Below are 23753 nucleotides of genomic sequence, written 5' to 3' on the forward strand. Positions count from 1 at the left end.
AATGTAACATGGGGTTAAGCAAGACCCTTCTAGGCAGAGATTGGTTGGAACATGTAGTAACATAATAGAGGGAAACCCAATATTTAATTCAAAAAAATCGGCAGTTACAAAACATTTTTAACGAACAATAACATCAATTACTACGCCCCCCATTGGAGGTGCAATCCATGGAGATGAAACCATACATACCACCTGAGAAGTCCCTGCCAGAGTACACGGTCAAGGCCTTTGTTTTGGGTGTTATTTTGTCGATAGTGATGGGCGCCGCCAACGCCTACCTAGGAATGTACGCCGGCATGACAGTCAGCGCCAGCATTCCGGCGGCGGTCATATCGATGGCAATACTCTTCGCCTTCAAGGACAGAAACATCTTGGAAAACAACATGGTGCAGACAGCAGCGTCCGCCGGTGAGTCGCTAGCGGCGGGAGTTATATTTACGTTTCCCGCCCTCGTCGTCCTGGGCTACTACACAACCTTCCCGTATTACATCGTTACTATAATAGCAGCGCTCGGCGGTTCCCTCGGTGCGCTCTTCACAATTGTGCTGAGGAGGGCGTTCATCGTCGAGGAAAAGCTCCCCTATCCAGAAGGAACGGCCTGTGCCGAGGTTCTCATAGCAGGGGACAAGGGCGGAAGCCACGCCAAGCCGATACTCTACGGTGGAATCTTCGGCGGTCTCTTCAAACTCTTCGGAAGCTCCGGCCTCTGGTCCGGAACCGTCGAAGCCGCAAAGATGGTCGGTTCCCGCGTCTACTACTTCGGAAGCGACCTCTCTGCGGCACTCATAGCGGTTGGCTACATCGTTGGCCTCAACATAGCGTTCCTCGTCTTCCTCGGAGGCGCGATAGCCTGGTTCATAGCAATACCACTCTACGCCGGCCAGATGAACCACGGCGACATGAGCGCCCTCGACCTCGCCTGGACCATATGGAGCACCAAGATTCGCTACATGGGTGTCGGTGCAATGGTCGTCGGTGGCCTCTGGAGCCTCATCAAGCTCAGGAAACCGATAAAGAGGGGAATCAAGGCCGGCCTTGAGGTGGCAAAGAGGAAGCAGTCCGGAGAGGCCATACTCAGAACCGAGGAGGATCTCCCGCTCAACTACGTGCTGGTGCTTATAGCAGCCTTCGTGATACCGCTGTTCCTGCTGTACTTCCATATCATAGGCTCTATAGGAATCGCGGCAATAATGGCGGTGATACTCCTCATCGTCGGCTTCCTTGGAAGCTCAATAGCCGGCTACCTCGCGGGTGTCGTTGGTTCCTCCAACAACCCGGTCTCGGGAATCACCATCATGAGCCTGCTCTTCACAGCCTTTGTGCTCAAGGGCCTGGGTCTCAGCGGAATGGAGGGTATGGCGGCAACCATACTCGTGGCGGCGGTTATCTGCACGGCAGCTGCCATAGCCGGTGACACCATGCAGGATCTGGCCACGGGTTACATCGTTGGTGCAACTCCAAAGAGGCAGCAGGTCTTTGAGATAGTCGGAACGTTCTTTGCCGCCCTCGTCATGGCACCTGTGCTCAACCTCCTCATACAGGCCTACGGTATAGCCGGAACGCCAACCGCCAAGGAGAACGCTCTGGCCGCCCCGCAGGCCTTCCTCATGGCCAAGGTCACCGAGGGCGTCTTCACCGGCAACCTTGAGTGGAGCATGATATACATCGGCGCTGGAATAGCGATAGCCCTCATAATCCTCGACGAGATTCTGGCAATGAAGGGCTCCAAGTTCAGGACTCCGGTCATGCCTGTCGCGGTCGGTATCTACCTGCCGCTCAGTCTCGGCGTCCCGATATTCATCGGCGGTCTCATCAGGTACTTCGTCGGCAAGGCCAGGGACAGCAATGAGGAGAGCCCAACCGATCCAGGAGTCCTTGGCGCGGCCGGACTCATCGCCGGTGAAGCCCTCATGGGCATATTCTTTGCCGCCCTTATAGTAGCAGGTGTGGCGCCGAGCACTGGCTTCAGTAGCAACCTTCTCGGTATGATCCTCCTGGCAGGAATAGCGGTCTGGCTCTACATGACCGGCAGGAAGAAGTGATTTTCCTCTTTTCCCAACCTTTAAATTTTGACAGCCGGAGGAATGGGCATGGAAGAGTACATGAACCTCGTGCCAGTGCGCAACGAGAAGGTCGAGCTCAGGAAGATCGAAGGAAAGTACTATCTGATGGTACCAATGGAGTCCAAGCTGGACTTTCTGGCGAGGAAGCTCCACGGAGAGTACAGGAGGATAGAACTTGACGAGATGGGAGCCTATACGTGGGAGCTGTGCGATGGGAGGAGAACTGTCAAGGAAATAGGAAAGGCCCTGAAGGCGCGCTTTGGGGAGGAAGTTGAGCCCCTTTACGAGCGTCTGATGACGTTTCTTTTCGAGCTGAGGAAGAGGTACCTGATTGAGTTTAAAAACGGAAGTGAGCTAATCAACGGTGGTGATCCAAATGGCCGAGCTTGAAAGAATCTCGGAGGAGATTGAAAAGCTCCAGGACGAGATGGTCGAGACGCTCGTCGAACTGATTAAGATCCCGGCCATAAGCCCGGACTACGGCTACGAGGGTGAATACGACAAGGCCCAGAAGCTTTTGGAGATAATCAAGGACTGGCCCTTCGACAAAGTTGAAGTCTACAACGCGCCGGACGAGAGGGCCAAGAACGGTGTTAGGCCGAGCATTTTAGCGTACTACTACGGTGAGAAGGGCGAGGAAGGCCCGAGGCTCTGGATACTCACCCACATCGACGTTGTCCCGCCCGGAGATTTAAGCAAGTGGACGGTCACGGAGCCGTTCAAGCCGGTCGTCAAGGACGGCAAGGTCTACGGCAGGGGAAGCGAGGACAACGGGCAGAGTTTGGTCGCGAGCCTCTACGCGGTCAGGGCCATGATGAACCTCGGGATAAGACCGAAGAGAACCGTCATTCTAGCCTTCGTCAGCGATGAAGAGACCGGAAGCAAGTACGGCGTCGAGTGGCTGATGAGGGAGCACCCGGAGCTGTTCCGCAAGGACGACCTGGTTTTAGTCCCGGACGGCGGGAACGAGGAGGGCACCTTCATCGAGGTGGCCGAGAAGAGCATTCTCTGGCTCAGGGTCAAGGTCAGGGGCAAGCAGGTTCACGCGAGCATGCCGGACAAAGGCCTGAACGCCCACCGCGTCGCCCTTGACTTCGTCTACCACCTCGACAGACTGCTCCACGAGAAGTACGGCGAGAGGGACGAGCTGTTCGACCCGCCGGAGAGCACCTTCGAGCCGACGATGGTTCGCGGCCCGGCCGACAGCCCGAACATAGCGCCCGGCGAGCACGAGGTCGTCTTCGACTGCAGGATTCTGCCGAGGTACAGCATAGACGATATCCTGAAAGACGCCGAGAGGCTTGCCGAGGAGGTCATGGAGAAGTACAGGAAGGAGTTCGATGGAAAAGTTCTGCCGGAGATTGAATTCGAGGTTCTCCAGCGCATGGACGCCCCGGAGCCGACGGATCCGAACAGCGAGATAGTTCTCCTGCTCAAAGAGGCCCTCAGGAGGCTCCGCGGAAAGGAGGCGAAGGTCGGCGGAATAGGGGGAGGGACCTTCGCAGCCTACTTCAGGAAGCTCGGAATCCCGGCGGTTGTGTGGGCGACGCTCGACGAGACCGCCCACCAGCCCAACGAGTACGCCCGGATAAAGAACATGGTGGAAGACGCGAAGGTAATGGCGGCTTTGGCCCTCCTGTGAGCGAAAGCCTTTTTTTCCTCACCCCCATCTTCCACCATGCCAACCTGGAAGGACGGAAAGCTCGGATTGCCGATAAAAGATGCCCTGAAGCTCTTTCCGGAGCTCGGAAAATACCTCGACAAGAAAGGCAGGCTGGACTTCTCGAACAGAAAAGCCAGAATACTTTACAATCAAGCGATAGCGAAGGCCGTTTTCGGTCTCGACATAGAATACCACCCGCGCGGACTTGTTACTACCCCCGTCTCGCGCTACATCTTCCTCAAAACCTTCCTCCGCGGCGGCGAGAGAGTTCTGGAGATAGGAACCGGGCATACTGCCATAATGGCGCTCATGGCGGCGAAGCTTTTCAACTGCGACGTTACCGCTACGGAGATTGATGAGGAGTTTTTCGCCTACGCCAAGACCAACATCGAGAGAAACAATGCCAGAGTCAGGTTAATCAAAAGCGACGGCGGGATAATCCGGGGTATAATCCCTGAGGGGGAGAAGTTCGACGTTATCTTCTCTGCCCCACCCTACTACGAGAGACCGACGCGGGGAGTTCTAACGGAACGCGAAGGGGTAGGCGGCGGAAGGTACGGAGAGGCCTTCTCAGTTCGACTGATGGAAGAGGCACTCGACTATTTAAGACCCGGCGGACAAGTTGCCCTCTTCTTGCCAGATAAAAAGTCACTTATCAAGGCAATAACGGAGAAGGGTGAAGAACTGGGCTACTCCGTTAGGGACGTCCGCTTTAAGGCCGGAACGAGGTGGAGGCACAGCCTAATTCTCAAGGCTTAGGGACTCGGACCGTGGGCGTCTCATCACTCACGCCGGAATCAGAGGAGGTGCTTTCTCCTCATCGTCCCTACTTCATATCCTCCACGTAGAGGAAGAGCGCCTTGAGATACTCCGTGTCCTTCGAGGCCATGAGTATCGGGTGGTCCGGCGCCTGAGTCCTGTAGGGCTCGAGGAGCTTGAGGAACTTCCCGGCCTTGGCAGCGGCCGCAATGACCATGTCCTTGAAGGCCTGCATGTCCACGTGCTGGGAGCAGGAGGCCGTAACGAGGATTCCACCCTCCTTCACCAGCTGTAAGCCGGCGTAGTTCACGTTGAAGTAAGCGCGAAGCCCCCTCTTGAGGTCCTTCTCGTGCTGGACGAAGGCAGGAGGATCGAGGATAACGATGTCAAACTTCTCGCCCCTCTTTATCATCTCCTCCATTATCGGGAAGGCCGAACCCACTATGTACTTCATCTTGTCCTCAACACCGTTGAGCTTGGCGTTCTCCTTCACCATGTTGATTGCCCAGGGGGATTTGTCTACAGCCACCACCTCGTCGGCTCCAGCGACGGCGGCATGTATCGCGAAGCCGCCGGTGTAGGTGAAGACATCGAGAACCCTCATTCCCGGCTTGACGTACTTCTCAAGGGCTATTCTGTTCTCCCTCTGGTCGAGGAAGAAGCCCGTCTTCTGTCCCCGCATATCCACGATGAACTTGGCCTTTCCTTCCTCGATTACCGTCCGGTACTTCTCCTTACCGAGGAGGACGCGCTCTATCTCTGGCAAACCTTCCCTCCTCCTCGAGCGCCCGGTGTTCTTCTCGAAGACTGTCTCTATCTCCGGCTCTGCCTCCATTATAGCCTCGGCCAAATCGAGCTTGAAGCGCTCCATTCCAACGCTCGAAATCTGAATCGAGGCAATCTCATTGAAGCGATCCACTATGAGACCCGGCAGGTAGTCGGCCTCGCCGTAGACCATGCGGTAGGCTTTGTCGTAGCCGAGAACCTTCTTGCGGTACTCGTTGGCCTTCCTAATCCTCTCGCGAAAGAGCTCCTTGTTTATCTCCGTCCCGCGGTCCTTGGTTACTAGGCGAACCATTATGTTGGAGTTGGGATTGACAAAGCCCTTTCCTAGAAACTTCCCACCCCTAGTGTAGACTTCGACTATATCTCCGGGCTCGAAGTTACCTTCCGTTCTCACGACGCCCTTTTTGAATACGATCATCGCACCCTTTCCTATGGCTCTCGCGGCCTGAGCATCTACTATCACCCTCGCCATTCTCACCACCGGTGGAAGTTCGGCGATAGGTATATAACCCTTAGCGTCCTATATTATGCCGGTGATTCTATGCACTTCGAGGTAGTGAAGGAGTTTCTTGAGGACATAGGGGCGGACTGGATAGAGATTGACGGCGAAATCCACCTGGAGCCGGAGGTCTTCTACGAGGTCTGGAAGTACGTCGGACAGCCGGAGCTTGAAACATACACCGTCGAGGACGAGGTCGTCGAGCCTGGTTCTTACGATCCGCCCGAGATGAAGTACACTGAAATGAAGACGATGAAGGTCAAGAAGGCGTACTTCACCACGCTTGACGGCAAGAGGATCGTCACCGACTACGCGGAGCTCCAGAAGATCATGAAGGAGAGGTTCGTCTGATCTCCCCTTCTTATCCGATTATTATCTGAAGCATGAGAACCCCCATGCAGTTGGTTCTCTTCACGCCCAGGGCTGACGCCAGGAGGCCGACCATGGAAGCCCCCAGAAGCACCAAAAGACCCAGCGGACCATCAAATACCAACGAGAGCACCAAAAGGAAAGCCAGAACCCCAATGTTCAAACCCCTGTAGGGAATCCTCCCAATAACCCTAATTACCAGGCCAGCCAGGAACTCACCGTAGAGCAGAACGGCTATGGAGACGAAGAGGGCGGTAAGGAGGTAGAAGATTATGGCTTCTTGCGGTAAGGGGGACATCAGCGCCACAATGCCGTTTCTCCTCCTTCCCGTGGCAAGGAAGTTGGTGAAGGAGAAGAGAAAGTTGGCCGTGTTCACCGAGAAGACCACCGTCAGGAAGGAGCGCTCGTCCTTCGAAAGGAGAGAACCGATGAGGGCCGCCTGGGAGGCTGTGAAGGCAGGAACCAGCGAGGCTACCATGCCCAGCGCCGTTCCCAGGGCAGAAAACCCCAGGAAGTGGCTTTTATCCAGGTGAACCTCCCCGTCTCCGGCCTCTATCGGGCGCGTCCTTCCCTCCAAAGCCGAAAGCAGGATAACGGGAACTCCAAACAGCCCCGTGAAGAGGTGGTAGAGGGGCTGAGAGAGACCGAGCCGGAAGGTCAGCATTCCAAGAATCCCGGAGAGAAAGAACACGAGAAGGGCGGAAAGCTTCTTCAGTCCGGGCTCCGTCATCACCAGAAAAACCACGAGCAGAAAAACGAGGAAGCGGCCGGCGTCCGGGCGGTACAGCGGCGCGAGATGGAGGTACAGGGGCATCGCGGGAATCGTCATCATAACTGCCAGAAAGCTCGCCCAGAGGGCTATCCTCACCACCTCCATCGCCCTCCCGCCGAGCACGAGCCTGTGGGCAGGCAACACAGCCAGCGAGGTCCCCTCATCAGGAACCCCAAGAAAGGCCGAGGGAACCACATCGAGGAAGGTGTGGGTCAGGCCCATGACGAAGAGGACGAGGTTGTCGCGGATCCCGGCGTTCGAAAGGAATGCCGCCAGGGTATTGACGTGGATTCCGGGCGAAATCCCGCTGAGCGTTCCACCAGCCATACCAGTCAGCAGTTCCCGGAGCACACGTCATCACCCGACTCGATCTCAAAGGCCGGCATGCCGCGATATGTCGTGAAGAAGCCGTAGGCAGTGACTGTTTCGTTTTCTTGAAGGGTTATCCCCAGAGACTTCCTCAGCTTGAGAAGCACCCAGCAATTGCCGTCCGTCACGTTGGCCAGGCCGAAGCCGTTTCTGTAAACCTTAACCCATGAGACGTTTCCACTTATTCTGGCGAAGCTTCCCTCGGAGAAGTTGCAGATGGAGTTCGGAAGCAGTTCTCTCGGCCTTATCACCGTGCAGTTGAGGCAGAGCAGTGAGGAGGGCCTCCTCAAGGCCTCGACGCGGAGCGAATCTCCAACCCTCGCGGAGAAACCGTAGAGTCTCAGGTCGGCGCAGTCGAGTTTGAGGGAGCGGCCGGTTCCGAGGACTGTACAATTCCCGACGACAATCTGACCAACCCCAGCGCTGGAGACGGGCGCTCTGTCTGCCAGACCAAGAATCTCAACGTCCTCCCTGGAGTCCACGAGGAGGGTAAGCCTGGAGTAGAACCTCGCCACTCCGAGAACCCGGACTCTCTGGCCCGGCTCAAGCTCCAGGCCGTAGGGAGGGTAAACGACTATCTCCTCACTCCCGTTCCAGAGGATCGTATTCCTCCCGGAGTAGAGAATCACTCCCTCCACCAGCCAGGGCACTCCGTCCAAGGGCTTCTTAGGCATTCCCAGACGGCGATGCCTCACGGGATAGAATCTGCCCCCATAGAACAGCCCCTCCACCTCCACGAGCTCGCCCTTGGAAACGTTGATGGTGAGGGCGAGCCTGATCCTCTCGGGCGTCAGGAGGTAGTAACCGCGGGAGGGCCAGTACGCGCCAGTTATAGATTCGAGGGGAAAGTCAGGCTCGGCCGGTTCAATCCGCTCCGGACGAATCCTCTCACCGCCGGTTGTGTTGAAGGGTACGCCAGTAATCCGATAGACTTTGCCCACTTCCAGGGAGGCGTAAACACCGATGGTCCTCTCACCGTTGGTGAGGAGAGAAAAGCCACCCCCGGAGCGGACGCACAGTCCAGTAAATGCGCGAGATTCAATCCGTTCATTACCAATGAAGTCCAGTAACATAAAAACTAGGATCAATCCCAAAGATAGAACCATCACAAATTTTTTGCTTCGAACCATGTTAATAAGTAAGACCGGATCCTTAAAAACTTTACTTATTTGGAGAGTGACGTGTCCCCAGCACCATTAGAAAGAGAAGACTTCCACCCCCAAACCGTTCCCTTCAGGGCCAACAGACCCCAAAGGGTATCCTTCTGAGAACACCTAAAACTTGCCTGCCAATGGCGAGGAGGTCAAAAAAGAATCAGTAAACTTCCCCGCTTGGATAGACCACCACGCCCTCCTCGTTTATCTCGAAGGGGTACTTCTTCATTGAGTGCTTCGTCTCCCTCATCTTCCTTATCAGGAGGTAGCGCTTCAGCTCGACTTCTTTCTCAATGAAGTCAAGGAGAATGACTCCCCTGGCGATGTATTCCTCTATGCCGTACCTGCTTATCCTGCCCCTGCCGGGCTCCGGGGCCTCGGTGGTGAGTATCGAGGTGACGCCCATCTCGAGGAGGATAGTGTTGAGCTGAAGGAGAACCTCCCTTATCTCGTTCTCCTTCCTGAGCCTGAAGGCTATCGACGGTATCGAATCGATGACCAGCCTCTTCGCGTCTATGGCCTTGACAACACGGTAGATGTAGCGGAGGAAGTCCTCGGCGTTGAGGTTGCCCTCTAGGACGTACTGTTCCTCGGAGGGGAGACCGACCACGGCACTAACTCCATCGATGATGGCGAGCTTCCCCTCCTTCTCGTACTTTTCGAGATCCCAGCCGAAGGCGAGCATCTCCCTCCTGAGGTCCTGGGCCCTCTCTTCAAGGGTGACTATCACACCAGGTTCACCGTACAGCTCGGCACCTTTGTAGACGAACTGAACGCCAAAAGTAGTCTTTCCACTTCCCGTGGGGCCGGTAACAAGAACCGTTGTACCGCTGGGAAAGCCACCCTCGATTAAATCGTCAAAGCCAGGAATGCCACTTTTCACTCTCTTAACGGTGTATTTCGTGATCATACGGACCACCCTTTGGAGTTCGTCACGAACCCGCTGTCTTTCCTGGTATAACCTGTGGCGTCAATGAGATATAAAACTTTTGGGAAATCTCGTGCTTTCGAACCGGAATTAAAATGTACCCGGGAGAGGGGCGCGAAAGTTCAAGGGACAACCAGATCTTTGAAACATCAAGCAACACCAAACGGGGAAAATCGTTTTATGCCCAAAGCCTTACCCATATCCGAGAGGTGAACCCATGCTTGATCCTTTCGGGCCAGAGGCGAGGAGGCTCATCGAAGACGAGTTTGATGGAGTGGAGGAACTGCTGGCGGTTATCCCCTCCTATGTGTCCATTGAAGCCGTGCTAGAGAGAGTAATGTGGATAAAGTCCAGGGAGATACCCAGGGAAGTTCTGGAGCTTGAAGGGATAAGGGACCTCTTCACCTTCTACGCCCTCTTGGGTGCACTTGCCTTCTCCCCCTACGGCCTGGAGATGGAGCTGGTCAAGGAAGCGAGCATAAGGCTCTACATGGAGAGGATACGAAAGGCCGGGAGGTTGGAGGGCACGGCCCTCCCCCTCAGCACCGTCGAAAGAGATGAGATTCCGGGGAGGGACCGGACGATACTCGAGAAGACTCACCACACAGAGCTGGGCCCGGAGGAGAGAAAACGACTGAAGCTGGAATACAAGATTCACCTATCGAAGTTCCTTGAACTGTGGGACGGCTCGCTGAGGGAGGTCTACATCAGGGGAGGCAACGCCTACCTTACCAGGGATCAGGCGATTGAGCTGTGGAGACGCTCCTTCGAGAGGAACTTTGAGAGAGCCGTGAACCTGCTCTACGAGATCAGGGACGAACTTCCGGATTATTACCTGCGGATCTACGAGAGGCTCGGCGAGTTGGCCCGAGAGCACTTCAAGGAGAGGCTCGAGAAGATGGGCCGTGCCGAGGCCCAGCCCCTGCGCTTCGACCTCTTCCCACCATGCGTTAAGATTGCGCTCGGAGGCGTGCCCGCGGGACTTAGAAACTACGCGATAACAGTCCTCCTGACCAGCTTCCTGAGCTACGCGCGTCTCTGTCCTAATCCGCCGCGGAGGGACGTCAGGATAAGGGACTGCGTGAGCGACCTGAGCGTGCTGGAAAAGGAGATACTGCCCGTCATCATCGAGGCCGGCAACCGCTGCAAGCCGCCGCTCTTCGAGGACCAGCCCCACGAGATAAAGAACATCTGGTACCACCTGGGCTTCGGTCTGACCGACAGGCCGAGCCTTGAGGACAGCGGCAACTCCCCCTGGTACTTCCCTCCGAACTGCTCCAAGATAAAGGCCAACGCGCCGGAGCTGTGCCGGCCGGACAGGGACTGCAGGAACGTGAAGAACCCCCTGACCTACTACCTGAGGAAGCTCTACTTCGAGAGCAGGAAGAAGGGCGAAGGTGAAAGCGGAGAGACGGGCGGTGAGGAAAATGGCTGAGCTTCTCAGAGAGGCCACCAGAGAGGAGAGGACACTCTATTACAGGAAGGAGTGGAGCGCGGAGAAACTGCCGGAGTTCATCGTGGAAAGCCTGGAAAATAGGGAGTTCGGCTTCGACCACACAGGGGAGGGACCGAGCGACAGGAAGAACGTCTTCCTCGACGTCCGCGACCTGGAGGACTACATCAGAACAACGGCACCGTACGCAATCTATTCCTCCGTCGCCCTCTACGATGAGCCCGCGGAGATGGAGGGCTGGCTCGGGGCGGAGCTGGTCTTCGACATAGATGCCAAGGACCTGCCCCTGCGAAGGTGCAACCACGAGCACGGGAAGGTCTGCCCGATATGCCTGGAGGACGCGAAGGAGCTCGCCAGGGACACGCTGATTGTTCTGAAGGAGGACTTCGGGTTCGAGAAGGTCCACGTGGTTTACTCGGGAAGGGGCTACCACATTCGCGTCCTCGATGAGTGGGCCATGAAGCTTGACGGAAGGGCAAGGGAGAAGGTTCTGGCCTATGTGAGCGCGGCGGAGGAGGTAAGCTTTGACGACATAGGGAGTAGAAGGATAATGCTCTCATCGGGCTACTACCGGGTGTTCCGGCTGAGGTTCGGCTACTTCCTTAGGAGAATGAACGAGAACCACCTCCTCAACGTCGGCCTGAGAAAGGGGCAGGTGGAGAGGCTGATCCAGGCCAGGGAGGAGATATACGAGGGCTTCGTCAGGAAAGGATTGCTAACGGCGTTCCCCCCGGGAGTAGGTTACAAAACGCTGACCAGGCTCTTCGCGCTCTCCAGCACCTTCTCCAAGGCCTACTTCGACGGGCGCGTTACGGTGGACGTTAAGAGAATCCTCCGCCTCCCATCAAGCCTCCACTCAAAGGTCGGACTGGTGGCGACCTACATAGGGGCCGACGAGAAGAAGCTGGAGCGCTTCAACCCCTTCAGAGACGCCGTCCCGGAGTTCAGGCGGAGTGAGGTCAAGGAAGCCTACGAGGAATGGGTAGAGGAGCATGGTGAGCCGTGAGGGGCAAGCTTAAAATCACCGCGGCGATGCTGATATGGGGAAGCGTCGGCATATTCGGCCGCTTTTCGGGGCTGTCGGGATTAGGTGTGGCTTTTGCTAGGGTCTCCCTCGGCGCGCTCCTTCTCCTTGCAGTGCTGGCAGGGAAGGGGACACCAGCTTCCATCGCGTACCTCCTGCGAACTCGCTGGAAGCCCCTCCTCGCACTCGGCTCTGCCCTTGCCCTCAACTGGACGTTCCTCTTCACTGCCTTTAACTACACGACGATAGCCAACGCGGTCCTCGTTTACTATGCTGCTCCAATCCTGGCAACGCTGATCTCCTGGCGCTTCCTCGGAGAGAAGATGAGCGCGAAAAGGTGGGGGCTCATCGGGCTGGCCTTCCTAGGGTTGGGACTCATAATGAGCGGCCAGAGAATCGACCTTGGTGACAGGGATTTCGTCGGGATTTTACTCGCCCTGACGGCGGCGTTCTTCTACGCCCTGATACCGAATCTGGGAAGGTTCCTCAGAGAAATCGATGGGAAAACCCTAACATTCCTTCAGCTTGCCGTGGCATCTCTCGTCCTAGCCCCCATCGTGGCCATCTCGGACGTTGGAGAACCTGTCTGGTGGGCGGTTCTGGTTCTCGTGGCCGTTCACACAGTTTTTGCCCTCTACCTCTACATGGACGGGCTAAAGGAGGTGGAGGTTAGCGAGGCGGCCTTGCTGAGCTACCTCGACCCGCTAAGCGCGGTTGTTTACGCCCTTCTTATCTTTGGGGAAGTTCCAGGGATAAAAACGATTGCCGGAGGGACGCTCATACTTCTCGCATCGGCGCTGGACTTGATTTGGGCGAGGGGGTCGTAGCCCGCCTTCTGTATCAAGGGGGCATTCGACTGAGCGGCCTACCACGGGGCTCGCACCGGGAACTCATCGCCCCTACCTCGGCCTTGCACCCCGCGGGACGGCCGTTTCACCGAATCCCCCGGGATCGTCTGCGGGTTAGCTCGGGAGCCGTCGCCGGCCCCTTCGCGCGCGTCATTCACATCTCCCGGGGGCCGTGTCGTTTCTGCGCCGTTGCCCTCCCTCTCGGGAGGTGCCTTGCGGCACCGCGGCCCCGGTGCGGTGGGCGGAACTTCCTCGGGAGAACCCCGAGAGCCCCCGACCCCCTCGCCAAGAAGGGCTATGAAAAAAGGGGATAAAAAGGTTTGGCGTTCACTTCCTCTTCGGAAGCTCCCGGTTCTCCCGGAACTTGGGGGGCTTCGGCGGCTTGAACCTTCCGAGCGGGGAGCGACGCTTTGGCTTTGGTCTGACGCGTCGTCTCTTTCTTTTATCCTCCTTTCTCGTGTAGTAGAACGCGCCCCCTGCCATCAAAAGGAACGCGAGCACCACCAGAATCACCCAGGTGGCGTTCGAGTCCCCTTCCACGATGGTGGTCGTGTTAGAGGGGGTCGTAGAGGGTGTGGAAGAGGGGGACGACGTTGTGGTGTAGGGATTCGTGGTAGTGGCAGGAGGCTCAATGTAGAGCCGTCCCCGCACCGTGCTGGACTCGCCGCCGGCAGTGAGCGTGAACTCGTAATAGACGGTCTTTCCTATGGGGACTTCAAACCTCACCGCCATCTCACTCGAACCGGGCGGTATGGACTGCTCTATCGTGTCTTTGTAGAGAATCCCCTCGTCCGAGTATATACGGTAGACCAGAATGCCGTCCACTTCTCTGTCACCGGGATTATCAACAACCAGCCGAAAGAGCACCTCACCCCCGGAGATCCTTTCATAGGAAACGTTTTTGATTACGGGAGGCGCGAGAACACGGTACGTGACATCGCCCTGCCCCAGCAGCCTGTCCCCAAACCTAAGCTTGATAATCGACTTCATGGCTCCGGAAACGTTTGTCGGGAGCGGAACCTCAAGGACGGTGGTGCCCTCACCGAGACCGATGGGCTTCTCAGACCTCGACACCAGAACCCCGTCCAGGTAGGTCTCGACGGTCAGGTTGAGCGTGATGGTTCTCTCCGAAAGAACCGTGACGTAAGCGCTGTTGCCCTCGTTCAACCGAACCTCGCCGGATTTAACTGAGATCCCCACCAGCTTGACGCCGAACCTGACCGAGAAATCTTTGGAGTACCTGTACGTGCCCCCCTCATATCTAATGGTGTAATGGAGGGTGTACGTTCCCGGAGGAAGGTCGTAATCCACTGGAACCTCGAACCTTATCAGATTGTCTCCGGGTAGAAGGGTCAGCGACCTGTTGCTGGAGAAGTAAACCCTACCGTCCTTGACGAGAGAAACCTCTCCAATGGCAGAGACATTCCGATGCCCCATGTTGGTGACGTGGGAGAACACGACTATCGTTTCCCCGTTGAGGGCGTACGAAGCGCCGGGCCTACCTTGAACGTAGGCCTCGGCCACGCCAAAGTCAAGGGGCTCCTGGATAATGTGAAGGGGTATCCTGGCGTACAGAATGTACATCGAACCATCGGGGGTAAAAGCCAAGAACCTCATCACCAGGGTGTACGTGCCGCCCGAGACGTTGGAGGGGCACTCTATGGTGTACGAGAAAGACTTGCGGGCCTTGGGCGCCCAGTCGGTGAAAACGTGCGGAGATATGTTAAAGGTGAACCCCTCAATATGACTCCCGGAGGAGTCCTCGACCCAAAAGCGCTGGTAGCTGACGACCTTGTAGGTGAATCCTCCAGCGTTTGTCAGCCACACCGTTCCCGAGCCGTAGTCGCCTCTCAGAACGGTTATCTCATCGCTCGTCTCGAGCTGGGCAAACTGGGCGAACGCGACAGGAAGGAGGGAAACCAGGACAATGAGCACCGTGAGCGCCAGCAATACTTTCCTCATCACTTCCACCACAGGTAATTGTACCTTCTTCAATATAAACCCTACCCCCCACGGAGCAGGAGGAACGCACCCACGGCGACCAGACCGACGAAGAAAGCCATAGTCAGGCGATACAGGAGATTCCCCGAGACGTGGGGGCGTATGATGAGTCCGAGTACAGTGAGCATCAAGCCGTATGCGATGGCAAATATTCCGAGGGCCGTCCTGACGGGAACGCCGATTATCATCAGAATCCCCAGAATGGCGCCCGCTAGAACGGTGACATGGGGAACAGTGAAGGTCAGGTAGTCCCTCAGAACTCTGGCTTCCTCGTCCATATCCATCACTCCGCGATGAACGCATAGGTGGTCGTTGTTGGGAGGACGCGCCTCACGCGGGGCAGGAGGTACCGATGATAAAGCCTCTCCGCCTGCTCATCGAGAGGGTCATAGCTCTCCAGCACTTTGTCGATGACCTTCACTTCTACCCTACCGCGAACCCGGAAGTAGCCCCGGTGGACGGTGCTTATCTCCAAGACTATGGGAACCTTGAGGAGTTCGGCCTCGTTTTCATCGAGCAGGGAGTTCAGGTACTCGAGCTCCGAGCGCCGGAAGTAATGCCAGCTACCGTCCCTGAGCTTGACCCTCGGTTCCTCCTCCGCCAGCAGTTTGGAGAGCGTGGGGCGGAAGGCTGGAAGGTGGAGGTTCACCCTCACTATCTCGCGGTTCAGTATGTCCTCCGCCGTTGGCATATTCCCTGCTACACCTAGGAAACAAAAAGCTTTGTTTGCCATTTAAATGCCTATTTTAATCGTTCTCAACGACATAATAACCACTATTTTGTCAAACACCTCAAATGCCGCTATGCCCCTCGTCACAATGACAAAAATCCTGTGAAAAGGCTTTTATTCCCATAATCGTTCAACATTTCGCCGTAAAAATGAACAATAGAACATTAAATGGTGATAAAAATGAACGAAATCTCCGGCATAAGGGCTTCAAGCGGCGGGAGGCCTCAATTCGTCCAGCTCATATTCGTGGACATGAACGGAGTTCCAAAGGGCATGGAAATTCCCATAGGGAGGTATGAAGAGGCCGTAGAGAGCGGCATAGCATTCGACGGCTCCTCTATTCCAGGCTTTCAGGGGATAGAGGACAGCGACCTGATCTTCAAGACCGACCCGAGCACCTACGCGGAAGTTCCCTGGGAGGACATAGCCAGGGTCTACGGCTACATCTACAAGGACGGAAAGCCCTACAAGGCTGACCCGAGGGGGGTTCTGAAAGGGGCCCTCGAGAGGCTAGAAAAGAAGGGCTTCAAGGCCTACATCGGGCCCGAACCCGAGTTCTACCTTTTCAGGAAGAACGGAACGTGGGAGCTACAGGTTCCCGACGGAGGCGGCTACTTCGACCTGGTTACCCTCGATAAGGCCCGGGAGCTCAGGAGGGAGATAGCGCTCTACATGCAAGCGTTTGGCCTCGTTCCCGAGGTGCTCCACCACGAGGTGGGAAGGGCCCAGCACGAGATAGACTTCCGCTACGACGAGGCCCTCAAGACGGCCGACAACATAGTGAGCTTCAAGTACCTAGTCAAGGCCATAGCCGAGATGCGCGGCCTTTACGCGACCTTCATGCCAAAGCCAATCTACGGCTTCCCGGGCAACGGAATGCACCTCCACATCAGCCTGTGGAGGGACGGAGAGAACGCCTTCGTCGGCGAGGAGGGGCTGAGCGAGACAGCACTGCACTTCATAGCTGGCATACTCAAGCACGCAAAGGCGTTAGCCGCCGTTACAAACCCGACGGTGAACAGCTACAAGCGCCTCGTTCCGGGTTACGAGGCGCCGGTTTACATAAGCTGGGGATACAGGAACAGGAGTGCGCTCATCCGAGTCCCCGCGTTCTGGGGCAACGGGGCGAGGATAGAGTACCGCTGTCCCGACCCGAGCGCCAACCCCTATCTGGCGTTCTCGGCGATACTAATGGCCGGGCTAGACGGGATAAAGAGGAAGCTCGAGCCGGAGGCCTACGTGGAGACGAACGTCTACGAGATGAGCGATGAGGAGAGGAGCAAAGCCGGCATCGAAACCCTGCCCGGAAGCCTTGGGGAGGCGCTGGAGGAACTGAAGAAAGACAGGGTCGTCAGGGAGGCGCTGGGAGGGGCATACAAGAACTTCATCGCCTACAAGGAGCGCGAGTGGGAGGAGTACGTTACTTACCTCAAGGCCAAAGAGCTTCCCCTGGAGACCAAGAAGGTAACCGAGTGGGAGCTTGAAAGGTACTTCCACGTTTAGCTCGCTTTCCCGGACTTTTCTCCTTCCTTAACGTGAACGAGCACCGAGCCGCCTATTATGAGGGCAGCACCTATCAACTGCTCCGCGCTGAGCCTTTCACCAAAGAGCAGGAATGCCAATGCTATGGCCACGACCGGTTCGATGGTCGCCACTATGCTCGCCCTGCTAACCTCGACCTCCCTTAGCGCGTGGTTGTAGAGTATGTAGCCGATGAACGTCGGGAAGAGAGCCAGGGCGAAGAGGTAGGGAATCGCCCCAACGGGAACGTGGAAATCCGTAAATGGAAGCAGGAAGACAAGACCAAAGAGGAGGGTGTAGAAGAGGGCCTTCTCGGGCTCTTCCTTTCGAACGGCGAACTTTGCCAGGACGCCGTAGAGGGCGTAGGTAAAGCCTGTCAGAAGACCAAAGAGGAGTGCCTTGGCCGAGAACTCCGTTCCGGAGCCATTGACGAGGAGAACGCCCAGGATAACCATTGCCAGAGCGATGAGCTTCTCCCCCCTCAGCGGTTCCCCAAAGATCAGTCTTCCCATTATCATCGAGTAAATCGGAGCCGTGTAAAGGAGAAGAACCGCGAAGGAAACTGAGGAAATCGTCACCGTGTAGAAGTAGAGCGTGTAGAAGAGGAATATGCTGAAGAAGCCGTAGAGGGCGTAGAACTTGAGCCTAGAACGCTCAAGGGAGAAGCCAATCCCTTGGAGCCTGAGATAGGTTCCCAGCAGAAGGATCGCGAAGAGAACACGATAGAAGACCATCGTGAAGGGGCTGAGTCCAAAGCCGTCCAGGTATTTGGCGAATATTCCAAGGGTTCCCCAAGTGGAAGCGGCGAGAAAAACGAGAAGATAACCGCGCTTCATCGGCTCACCTCAGAACGCTGGACCGAGGGGTAAACGGCGCTTGTGCTCGCTTCTTCTCACGAGGTTCTCGACGTATTCGACCCTCTCGATTGGAATTTCAAGCTCCTCAGCTATTCTCTCCTTCTCCATTTTCTGGTCTACGAGGCGCCAGAGGATTTCGTCGAGCAGGTGGTAGCTTATTCCGAGCTCGTCCTCGTCGGTCTGGCCCTCCCAAAGGCCCGCCGTCGGCTTCTTCTCGATTATCCTTTCCGGAACGCCGAGGAGCCTCGCCACCTCCCAGACCTCCGTCTTGTAGAGGTTTATGAGAGGTGCGTAGTCACTCGCGCCGTCGCCCCACTTGGTGAAGTAGCCCGTCAGGAACTCGCTCCTGTTGCTGGTTCCGAGAACAAGGTAGTTCCTCGCGTTGGCGTGGGCGTACAAAAGGACCATTCTCGTCCTGGCCATTATGTTCCCGAGGGAGCGCTTGTCCGGCTGGAAGCCGAGCTGGGCAACGAAGGAATCGACTATGGGTCTGATGTCTATCAGCTTGCACTCGATTCCGAGTGAGGAGCAGACAAGTTTTGCATCTTCAACGTCCTGGTTGTGATAGTAGGGCATTATGAGGCCGAGGACGCGCTCCTTTCCAAGGGCCTTAACCGCCAGATAGGTGGTCGTGGTGCTGTCTATACCCCCGCTTATCCCGATGACAACGCCCCCAGCACCGGCGTTTTCAACATTTTCCCTTATGAAATCGACCACCCGTTCAATGGCGGCCCCATAGTCGAGCATTCTCATTTCTTACCCTCCTTGACGTCCCTCAGGAACTGGGTATAACCCATAAAGGAAAACACTACTCCCACGAGCATCAGCACGAAGGCGACCAGCGAGTAGACGGCGTAGGGATAATCCTGCGCCGTGACCGTGTAGTTGTACTCCACTCTCCCCTTAAAAACGTATATCACCGGCCTCTGGGCGGGGTAAAGGGTCAGGGAATCGTTCACCAGGGTGTAGTTGTACATTTCGTCCCCCTGAAGGAGGGAGAAAGTGGCGTTTTCAGATTGAACCACCAGCGTCCGGTTAGGATAAACGTAATCCGTCTCGAACTTGTCGTCGCCGAGATAATGCATTCCCTCCCCGAGGGTTCCGCTCGAGGAATAGCTCTTAGTCACACGGTAAAAGCCGGCCGCGGAGATTAAGAGGGCGAGCACAAGGAGAAGTATCCCAGCCCGCAGAAGGGGGTAGCCCATAGCTTCACGGAGTGTTCCCATCGGCATCACCCAGAGAAAGAAAAGAAGGGGGTCAGTACTTGCCGACGAGGTGGCACTCGGCAAAGTGGTTGTGCTCGTACTCGACGAGCTGCGGGTGCTTGGTGTCGCAGAGTCCCTTCTGGGCGTAGATGCACCTCGGGTGGAAGCGGCATCCGGGCGGTATGTCAACGGCGTTGGGAACCTCACCCTTGATGGGCAGCTCCTTGATGACGTTCCTGCGCTCGGGCTTCGGCTCCGGAACGGCCGCTAAGAGGGCCCTGGTGTACGGGTGGAGCGGGTTGTCGATGACCTTCTCGACGGGTCCCATCTCGACTATTCTTCCGAGGTACATGACCGCCATCCAGTCGGCGAAGTACCTGGCGGTGGACATGTCGTGGGTGATGTATAGGTAGGTGACGCCCATCTTCTCCTTGAGCTCCTTCATCAGCTCAAGAACCTCTGCACGGATCGAGACGTCGAGCATCGAGACCGGCTCATCGGCCACTATGAAGGTCGGATTGAGGATCAGCGCACGGGCTATTGCCACACGCTGCCTCTGACCGCCGGAGAGCATGTGCGGGAACCTGCCGACGTAGTCCTCAGGGGGGGTTATCTTGACCATCTCTAGGGCCTTGTAGATGAGCTCCTCGCGCTCGGCCTTGGTCTCACCTATGCCGTGTATGAGCAGCGGCTCCTCGAGGATATCGAATATCCTGAACCTCGGGTTCATAGAGCTGAACGGGTCCTGGAATATCATCTGCACGTGTCTGCGGTAGTTGAGTATCTCCTCCTTGGTCTTGATGTGGGTAACGTCCTTGCCCTCGAGGTATATCCTTCCGTCCGTTGGTTCGAGGAGCTTGACGATGAGCTTTCCAGTGGTGGACTTACCACAGCCGCTCTCACCGACAAGGGCGAAGACCTGCTGCTTGTATATCTCAAAGCTGATGCCGTCCACCGCGTGTACCTTCTTCTGGGGAGCGCCCTTGATGGTGTCGAGGAAGCCCCTCTTGATCGGGAAGTACTTCTTGAGGTTTTCAACCTTAAGTATCGGCTCGGCCATTTCTCACACCTCACAGCAGCCAGCATGCAGCGTAGTGATCCTTATCAACTTCCTTCATCTCGGGCTCCTGCTCCTTACAAACCTGCATGACGTACGGGCACCTCGGGTTGAAGCGGCAGCCCTTCGGCGGGTTGATGAGGTTGGGCGGCTGTCCAGGAATGAACTCCAGTTTCTCAACGTCCTCGTGGAGCCTGGGTATTGCCGCGAGAAGCTTCTGGGTGTACGGGTGAGCCGGCTCGTAGTAGATCTTCTCGCTGTCTCCAATCTCGACGATCTTGCCCGCGTACATGATGGCAACGCGGTCACTGATCTCCGCAAGAATGCTGAGGTCGTGGGTGATGAATATCATGGAGAGACCGAGCTCCTTCTTGAGCTTCTTCAAGAGGTTGATGATCTGGGCCTGGACAACGACGTCAAGTGCCGTCGTTGGCTCGTCGGCTATGACCACATCGGGCTCAAGGAGGAGAGCGGAGGCTATGATAACACGCTGCTTCATACCACCGCTCAGCTCGTGAGGATAGCGGTAGACTATCTCCGGGTCAAGGCCGACGAGTTCGAGATACTTCTGGGCCCTGTCGAGGGCGTCGCTCTTGCTCATTCCCTTGTGGAGGAGGAGCGGCTCGATCATCTGGTGGCCGACGGTGTAGACAGGGTTGAGGGCGTTCATAGCTCCTTGGAAGATCATCGAAATCTTCTGCCAGCGTATCTCCTTCCTGAGAACGTCCTCCGGAAGGCCGACTATCTCCCTGCCGTCAATCTTGATGCTTCCGCTGACTATCTTGCCCGGAGGAGTTGGCATGCCCATAAGGGTAAAACCGAGGGAGGACTTGCCGCATCCGCTCTCTCCGGCAAGTCCCAGCACCTCACCCTTCCTGAGGTTGAAGGAAATGTTATCGACGGCCTTGACGACACCCTTGTTGGTGAAGTAATACATCTTGAGGTCTTTAACTTCGAGTACGTTCTTGACCATTCATACCACCTCACAGCTTCCTGAGCCTCGGGTTGAGTATCTTATCGAGGGCCGTACCTATGAGGACGAAGGTAAGGCCGACGACGGCTATACCAAGCCCGGGCGGGAGAACCCACCACCAGTAGCCCTTGGTCGTGGCCGACTGAGTCTGAGCCGCGTTGAGTATCTGTCCCCAGGTAACGGCCGTCGGATCACCGATACCGAGGAAGCTCAGGGAAGCCTCAGCTATAACTGCACCCGGAACGCTGAGGGCTATGACGGCAAACGCGTAGGGCAGGAGCTGTGGCAGTATGTGCTTGAAGATTATCCTTCCGTTGCCGGCACCAAGGGCTTTGGCGGCCTCGACGTAGGTCTGCTCCTTGATCTGGAGGGCCATACTTCTCGAAATCCTCGCTATTCCCATCCAGCCGAATATGACAAGCAGGAGCACTATGAACATTAGGGTCACATGTCCGACGGTGGCACCTATGAGGATAAGTATTGGCAGGCTTGGAATTGAGGCGAATATCTCGTTGATACGCATCATGAACTCATCGACGTTTCCGCCGAGGTAGGCGCTGGTAACTCCGTAGACGAGGCCTATAAGGGTGCTGAGGACTGAGACGAGTATACCAATGGTAAGCGAGACCCTGCTACCCCAGATGATGCCAGCCCACAGGTCCCTGCCGAGGTAGTCGGTACCCATGGTTCCGTAGCTCCTACCGAGGAAGGTGACCTTTATGTCATCGATGATGACCTTGTTCTGGTCGGGGGCAGGGTTGTCGATCTTGAGGACGAGCTTGTAGTCGCCCCAGAGGGGCTCGGGGTTGTTTATAATGTCCTCAGCCTTCATTCCAGGCTCGACCTTGGCGAAGGCCGTTGAGATAAGAGTGTTTATGTTCATGATGACTATCGGATCCATCTGGGCCTGGAACGGGTCGAGTTCCCTTCCCTCGGTGACGTTCACGAGCCAGACGTAGATGTTGGCAGAGATTGCGGCATCTCTACCGACGGCTATCGTGGTGGAGCCGGTGAGGGGCTTGTTCTCGACGAGCGGAACGGTCTTTCCGTCAGGCCTCTCAAGGTACAGGCTGTAGGTCGGGGCATTCGCGGGCTGATTTACGGTCACGTTGATGTTCCTAATTATGATACCCTGCGGGCCAAGGTAGTAGCCGTCCGGGAAGTTATAAGTGGCCTCGATTACGGTTTCGGTGTTGCTCGGGTGAGCTATGGAGAGATCGTCCTTGTAGTACACCACCTGGGGAACGAGCTTCTGGGAGGTGAACATGTTGTACCAAGTGGGCGGGACATTCTTGGGGTTGTCCTCCCAGTAAGCCGAGCTCCTCCACTTCTCCGGCAGGTCAGGTATGGTCGTGTACGGAGCGGTAAGGGCGACGAGGATAAGGAGGACGAGGAGAACCACACCGGCTATGCCGGTCTTCTCCCTCTTGAACTCATCAAGGAACTCCTTCAATCCCTCTTTGAAATCGACCCATCTCATCGTGAATCACCTCACATCTTGGAGGAAGCACCGACCTTGACACGCGGGTCAAGGAATCCGTAGATCATATCAGCGAGGACGACTCCAGCCAGGTAGAGCACCGTGAAGAAGTACGTCAGTCCTATGAGGAGATTGGTCTCGTTCTGCTGGAGGGCGACCCAGTAGAGCCTGCCCATTCCAGGGTAGTTGAAGACGAGCTCACTGATGATCGCACCACCAAGTGAACCGAGGAGGGCGAAGATGATCATGGTCACTATCGGCGGCGCTGCCGCGCGGAGGGCATGGCCGTAGATGATCTTGTGCTCGGGGATACCTTTGGCCCTAGCGGCCATGATAAAGTCCTCCTGGAGGGTGCCTATCATGATGTTCCTGGTCGTCCAAGCCCAGCCGCCGAAGGCAACGAAGACGTAGGTCAGAACTGGAAGGGTGAGCTTGTATATAACGTCCTTAACGTGTGCCCAGCCCGTGAGCTGTGGGTCGAACATCGAACTGAGCGGGAACCAGCCGAGCTTGTAGGCGAATATCAGGAGGAACATCATTCCCGTCCACCACATCGGAAGACTGTAGGTGATAAGGGCGAACACGGAAAGCCCCCTGTCGAAGACACTGCCGGCGTGTCTCGCCGCCCTGACACCGAGGAATATACCGAGTATGATGACGATTATCGTGGCGGTCGTGAAGAGCAGAACACTCCTCGGAACGGCAACCTTGATGATTTCAGCCACGTCGTTGGTTCCAAAAATTGGGGTCGTGGTTGTTCCAAAATCCAGCTTGAGAGTGCGGATTGCTTTGTTATACACCTTCTGCCAGTAGGGGAGATTGAGTTCGTACTTCTCCCTCAAGAACTCCTCATACTCTGCCTTGGCCTTCTCATAAGCGTCCTGACCCTGGGTTCTCAGGATATTCTGACCGGTGGTTCTGTCCCATTGCATCATCTCATCGTTCATCTTTGCTAGGTTGCTCTGCTCCGCGACCTTCACGAAGAGGGCCGCGATGATAAACGTCACTATCAACAGAACGAGGATTGCGTTTGCAATTCTAAACAGCAGGTACTTGAGATACCCCATCTTTTCACCCCCAAACAGCAGGTTGGTCGTGTTTTAGAGCATCTTTTTCAGCATTGTAAAACCGGCTTTATATATCTTACTGCATCAATGTACACATTTTCCCAAAATGGCCACAAAAGCGCATTTGAAGGGCACGGGGCATTAGGGGTTCCAAAGGATATTCTGGAGAAAAGCA

The 23753-nt window shown here is 56.2% G+C and carries 23 protein-coding genes and 1 other RNA gene; 9 read left to right on the forward strand and 15 right to left on the reverse strand.

The annotated features are described in order from the left end of the window. The first annotated feature begins 167 nt into the window (after window positions 1-167). From E3E27_RS07180 to E3E27_RS07195, 4 genes are read left to right on the forward strand one after another with little or no spacing between them, the layout of a single operon-like run. The gene (locus E3E27_RS07180) at window positions 168-2042 is read left to right on the forward strand and encodes an OPT family oligopeptide transporter (protein WP_167773999.1); all 1875 of its coding nucleotides are present in this window, start codon (window positions 168-170) and stop codon (window positions 2040-2042) included. A gap of 48 nt (window positions 2043-2090) precedes the next feature. Continuing rightward, window positions 2091-2453 carry a PqqD family protein gene (locus E3E27_RS07185; protein ID WP_167774000.1) on the forward strand — a complete coding sequence of 121 codons (363 nt, stop codon included), beginning with the start codon at window positions 2091-2093 and terminating at the stop codon, window positions 2451-2453. Continuing rightward, window positions 2440-3705 (forward strand): M20 family metallo-hydrolase, encoded by a 1266-nt coding sequence (locus E3E27_RS07190; RefSeq protein WP_167774001.1) that lies wholly within the window; start codon window positions 2440-2442, stop codon window positions 3703-3705. Before E3E27_RS07185 ends, E3E27_RS07190 begins: the two co-directional genes overlap by 14 nt. Window positions 3706-3741: 36 nt before the next feature. Beyond that, entirely contained in the window at window positions 3742-4485 is a 744-nt protein-coding gene (locus E3E27_RS07195) for an RlmF-related methyltransferase (protein ID WP_167774002.1), read from the forward strand. Window positions 4486-4552: 67 nt separating this feature from the next. On the opposite strand, the gene E3E27_RS07200 is transcribed toward E3E27_RS07195, so the two are convergent. Then, window positions 4553-5743, reverse strand: coding sequence for a class I SAM-dependent rRNA methyltransferase (locus E3E27_RS07200; RefSeq protein ID WP_167774091.1), 1191 nt, complete (start codon window positions 5741-5743; stop codon window positions 4553-4555). 69 nt (window positions 5744-5812) lie between these two features. Here E3E27_RS07200 and E3E27_RS07205 point away from each other — a divergent pair, with 69 nt between their 5' ends. After that, window positions 5813-6121, forward strand: coding sequence for a DUF5748 family protein (locus E3E27_RS07205; RefSeq protein WP_014788739.1), 309 nt, complete (start codon window positions 5813-5815; stop codon window positions 6119-6121). A gap of 10 nt (window positions 6122-6131) precedes the next feature. Here the strand turns inward: E3E27_RS07205 and E3E27_RS07210 are convergent, their stop codons facing one another. The 3 genes from E3E27_RS07210 to E3E27_RS07220 all read right to left on the reverse strand — a co-directional run bounded on the left by E3E27_RS07210 (window position 6132) and on the right by E3E27_RS07220 (window position 9344). Further along, window positions 6132-7262 (reverse strand): tripartite tricarboxylate transporter permease, encoded by a 1131-nt coding sequence (locus E3E27_RS07210; protein WP_371731573.1) that lies wholly within the window; start codon window positions 7260-7262, stop codon window positions 6132-6134. Then, window positions 7244-8410 carry a hypothetical protein gene (locus E3E27_RS07215; RefSeq protein WP_206204822.1) on the reverse strand — a complete coding sequence of 389 codons (1167 nt, stop codon included), beginning with the start codon at window positions 8408-8410 and terminating at the stop codon, window positions 7244-7246. The genes E3E27_RS07210 and E3E27_RS07215 overlap by 19 nt, the downstream gene beginning before the upstream one ends. A gap of 184 nt (window positions 8411-8594) precedes the next feature. After that, on the reverse strand, window positions 8595-9344 hold the full coding sequence (locus E3E27_RS07220; protein WP_014788742.1) for an ATPase domain-containing protein: 750 nt from the start codon (window positions 9342-9344) through the stop codon (window positions 8595-8597). Between the two features lie 235 nt (window positions 9345-9579). On the opposite strand from E3E27_RS07220, the gene priL reads away from it, so the two are divergent. From priL to E3E27_RS07235, 3 genes are read left to right on the forward strand one after another with little or no spacing between them, the layout of a single operon-like run. Further along, window positions 9580-10797, forward strand: a complete 1218-nt coding sequence (priL, locus tag E3E27_RS07225) for a DNA primase large subunit PriL (protein WP_167774003.1) — start codon at window positions 9580-9582, stop codon at window positions 10795-10797. Then, window positions 10790-11821, forward strand: coding sequence for a DNA primase catalytic subunit PriS (gene priS, locus E3E27_RS07230; protein ID WP_167774004.1), 1032 nt, complete (start codon window positions 10790-10792; stop codon window positions 11819-11821). Before priL ends, priS begins: the two co-directional genes overlap by 8 nt. After that, window positions 11818-12666, forward strand: a complete 849-nt coding sequence (locus E3E27_RS07235; RefSeq protein ID WP_167774005.1) for a DMT family transporter — start codon at window positions 11818-11820, stop codon at window positions 12664-12666. The genes priS and E3E27_RS07235 overlap by 4 nt, the downstream gene beginning before the upstream one ends. Here the strand turns inward: E3E27_RS07235 and rnpB are convergent. From rnpB to E3E27_RS07255, 4 genes are all read right to left on the reverse strand, one after another. Next, window positions 12652-12973: RNase P RNA component (rnpB, locus tag E3E27_RS07240), an RNA gene on the reverse strand. The two genes, E3E27_RS07235 and rnpB, sit on opposite strands and share 15 nt — an antisense overlap. A 41-nt stretch (window positions 12974-13014) precedes the next feature. Next, on the reverse strand, window positions 13015-14649 hold the full coding sequence (locus tag E3E27_RS07245) for a hypothetical protein (RefSeq protein WP_167774094.1): 1635 nt from the start codon (window positions 14647-14649) through the stop codon (window positions 13015-13017). 41 nt (window positions 14650-14690) lie between these two features. Then, on the reverse strand, window positions 14691-14972 hold the full coding sequence (locus E3E27_RS07250; RefSeq protein ID WP_371731574.1) for a hypothetical protein: 282 nt from the start codon (window positions 14970-14972) through the stop codon (window positions 14691-14693). Continuing rightward, entirely contained in the window at window positions 14972-15379 is a 408-nt protein-coding gene (locus E3E27_RS07255; RefSeq protein ID WP_167774006.1) for a DUF61 family protein, read from the reverse strand. Before E3E27_RS07255 ends, E3E27_RS07250 begins: the two co-directional genes overlap by 1 nt. A 219-nt stretch (window positions 15380-15598) precedes the next feature. On the opposite strand from E3E27_RS07255, the gene glnA reads away from it, so the two are divergent. After that, window positions 15599-16921 (forward strand): type I glutamate--ammonia ligase, encoded by a 1323-nt coding sequence (gene glnA, locus E3E27_RS07260; RefSeq protein ID WP_167774007.1) that lies wholly within the window; start codon window positions 15599-15601, stop codon window positions 16919-16921. On the opposite strand, the gene E3E27_RS07265 is transcribed toward glnA, so the two are convergent. From E3E27_RS07265 to E3E27_RS07295, 7 genes are read right to left on the reverse strand one after another with little or no spacing between them, the layout of a single operon-like run. Further along, window positions 16918-17775, reverse strand: coding sequence for an EamA family transporter (locus tag E3E27_RS07265; RefSeq protein WP_167774008.1), 858 nt, complete (start codon window positions 17773-17775; stop codon window positions 16918-16920). The genes glnA and E3E27_RS07265 overlap by 4 nt on opposite strands. 9 nt (window positions 17776-17784) lie before the next feature. Further along, on the reverse strand, window positions 17785-18549 hold the full coding sequence (locus tag E3E27_RS07270) for an NAD+ synthase (protein WP_167774009.1): 765 nt from the start codon (window positions 18547-18549) through the stop codon (window positions 17785-17787). Beyond that, on the reverse strand, window positions 18546-19028 hold the full coding sequence (locus tag E3E27_RS07275; RefSeq protein WP_240910684.1) for a hypothetical protein: 483 nt from the start codon (window positions 19026-19028) through the stop codon (window positions 18546-18548). The genes E3E27_RS07270 and E3E27_RS07275 overlap by 4 nt, the downstream gene beginning before the upstream one ends. Before the next feature lie 25 nt (window positions 19029-19053). Beyond that, window positions 19054-20061, reverse strand: coding sequence for an ABC transporter ATP-binding protein (locus E3E27_RS07280; protein ID WP_167774010.1), 1008 nt, complete (start codon window positions 20059-20061; stop codon window positions 19054-19056). Window positions 20062-20071: 10 nt separating this feature from the next. After that, on the reverse strand, window positions 20072-21031 hold the full coding sequence (locus E3E27_RS07285; protein ID WP_014788753.1) for an ABC transporter ATP-binding protein: 960 nt from the start codon (window positions 21029-21031) through the stop codon (window positions 20072-20074). Window positions 21032-21041: 10 nt separating this feature from the next. Next, window positions 21042-22511, reverse strand: coding sequence for an ABC transporter permease (locus E3E27_RS07290; RefSeq protein ID WP_014788754.1), 1470 nt, complete (start codon window positions 22509-22511; stop codon window positions 21042-21044). Window positions 22512-22522: 11 nt separating this feature from the next. Continuing rightward, window positions 22523-23578, reverse strand: a complete 1056-nt coding sequence (locus E3E27_RS07295) for an ABC transporter permease (RefSeq protein ID WP_014788755.1) — start codon at window positions 23576-23578, stop codon at window positions 22523-22525. Window positions 23579-23753 lie beyond the last annotated feature (175 nt).

The organism is Thermococcus sp. MV11 (assembly GCF_012027285.1).
In the GTDB taxonomy this organism is placed as follows: Archaea; Methanobacteriota_B; Thermococci; order Thermococcales; family Thermococcaceae; genus Thermococcus; species Thermococcus cleftensis.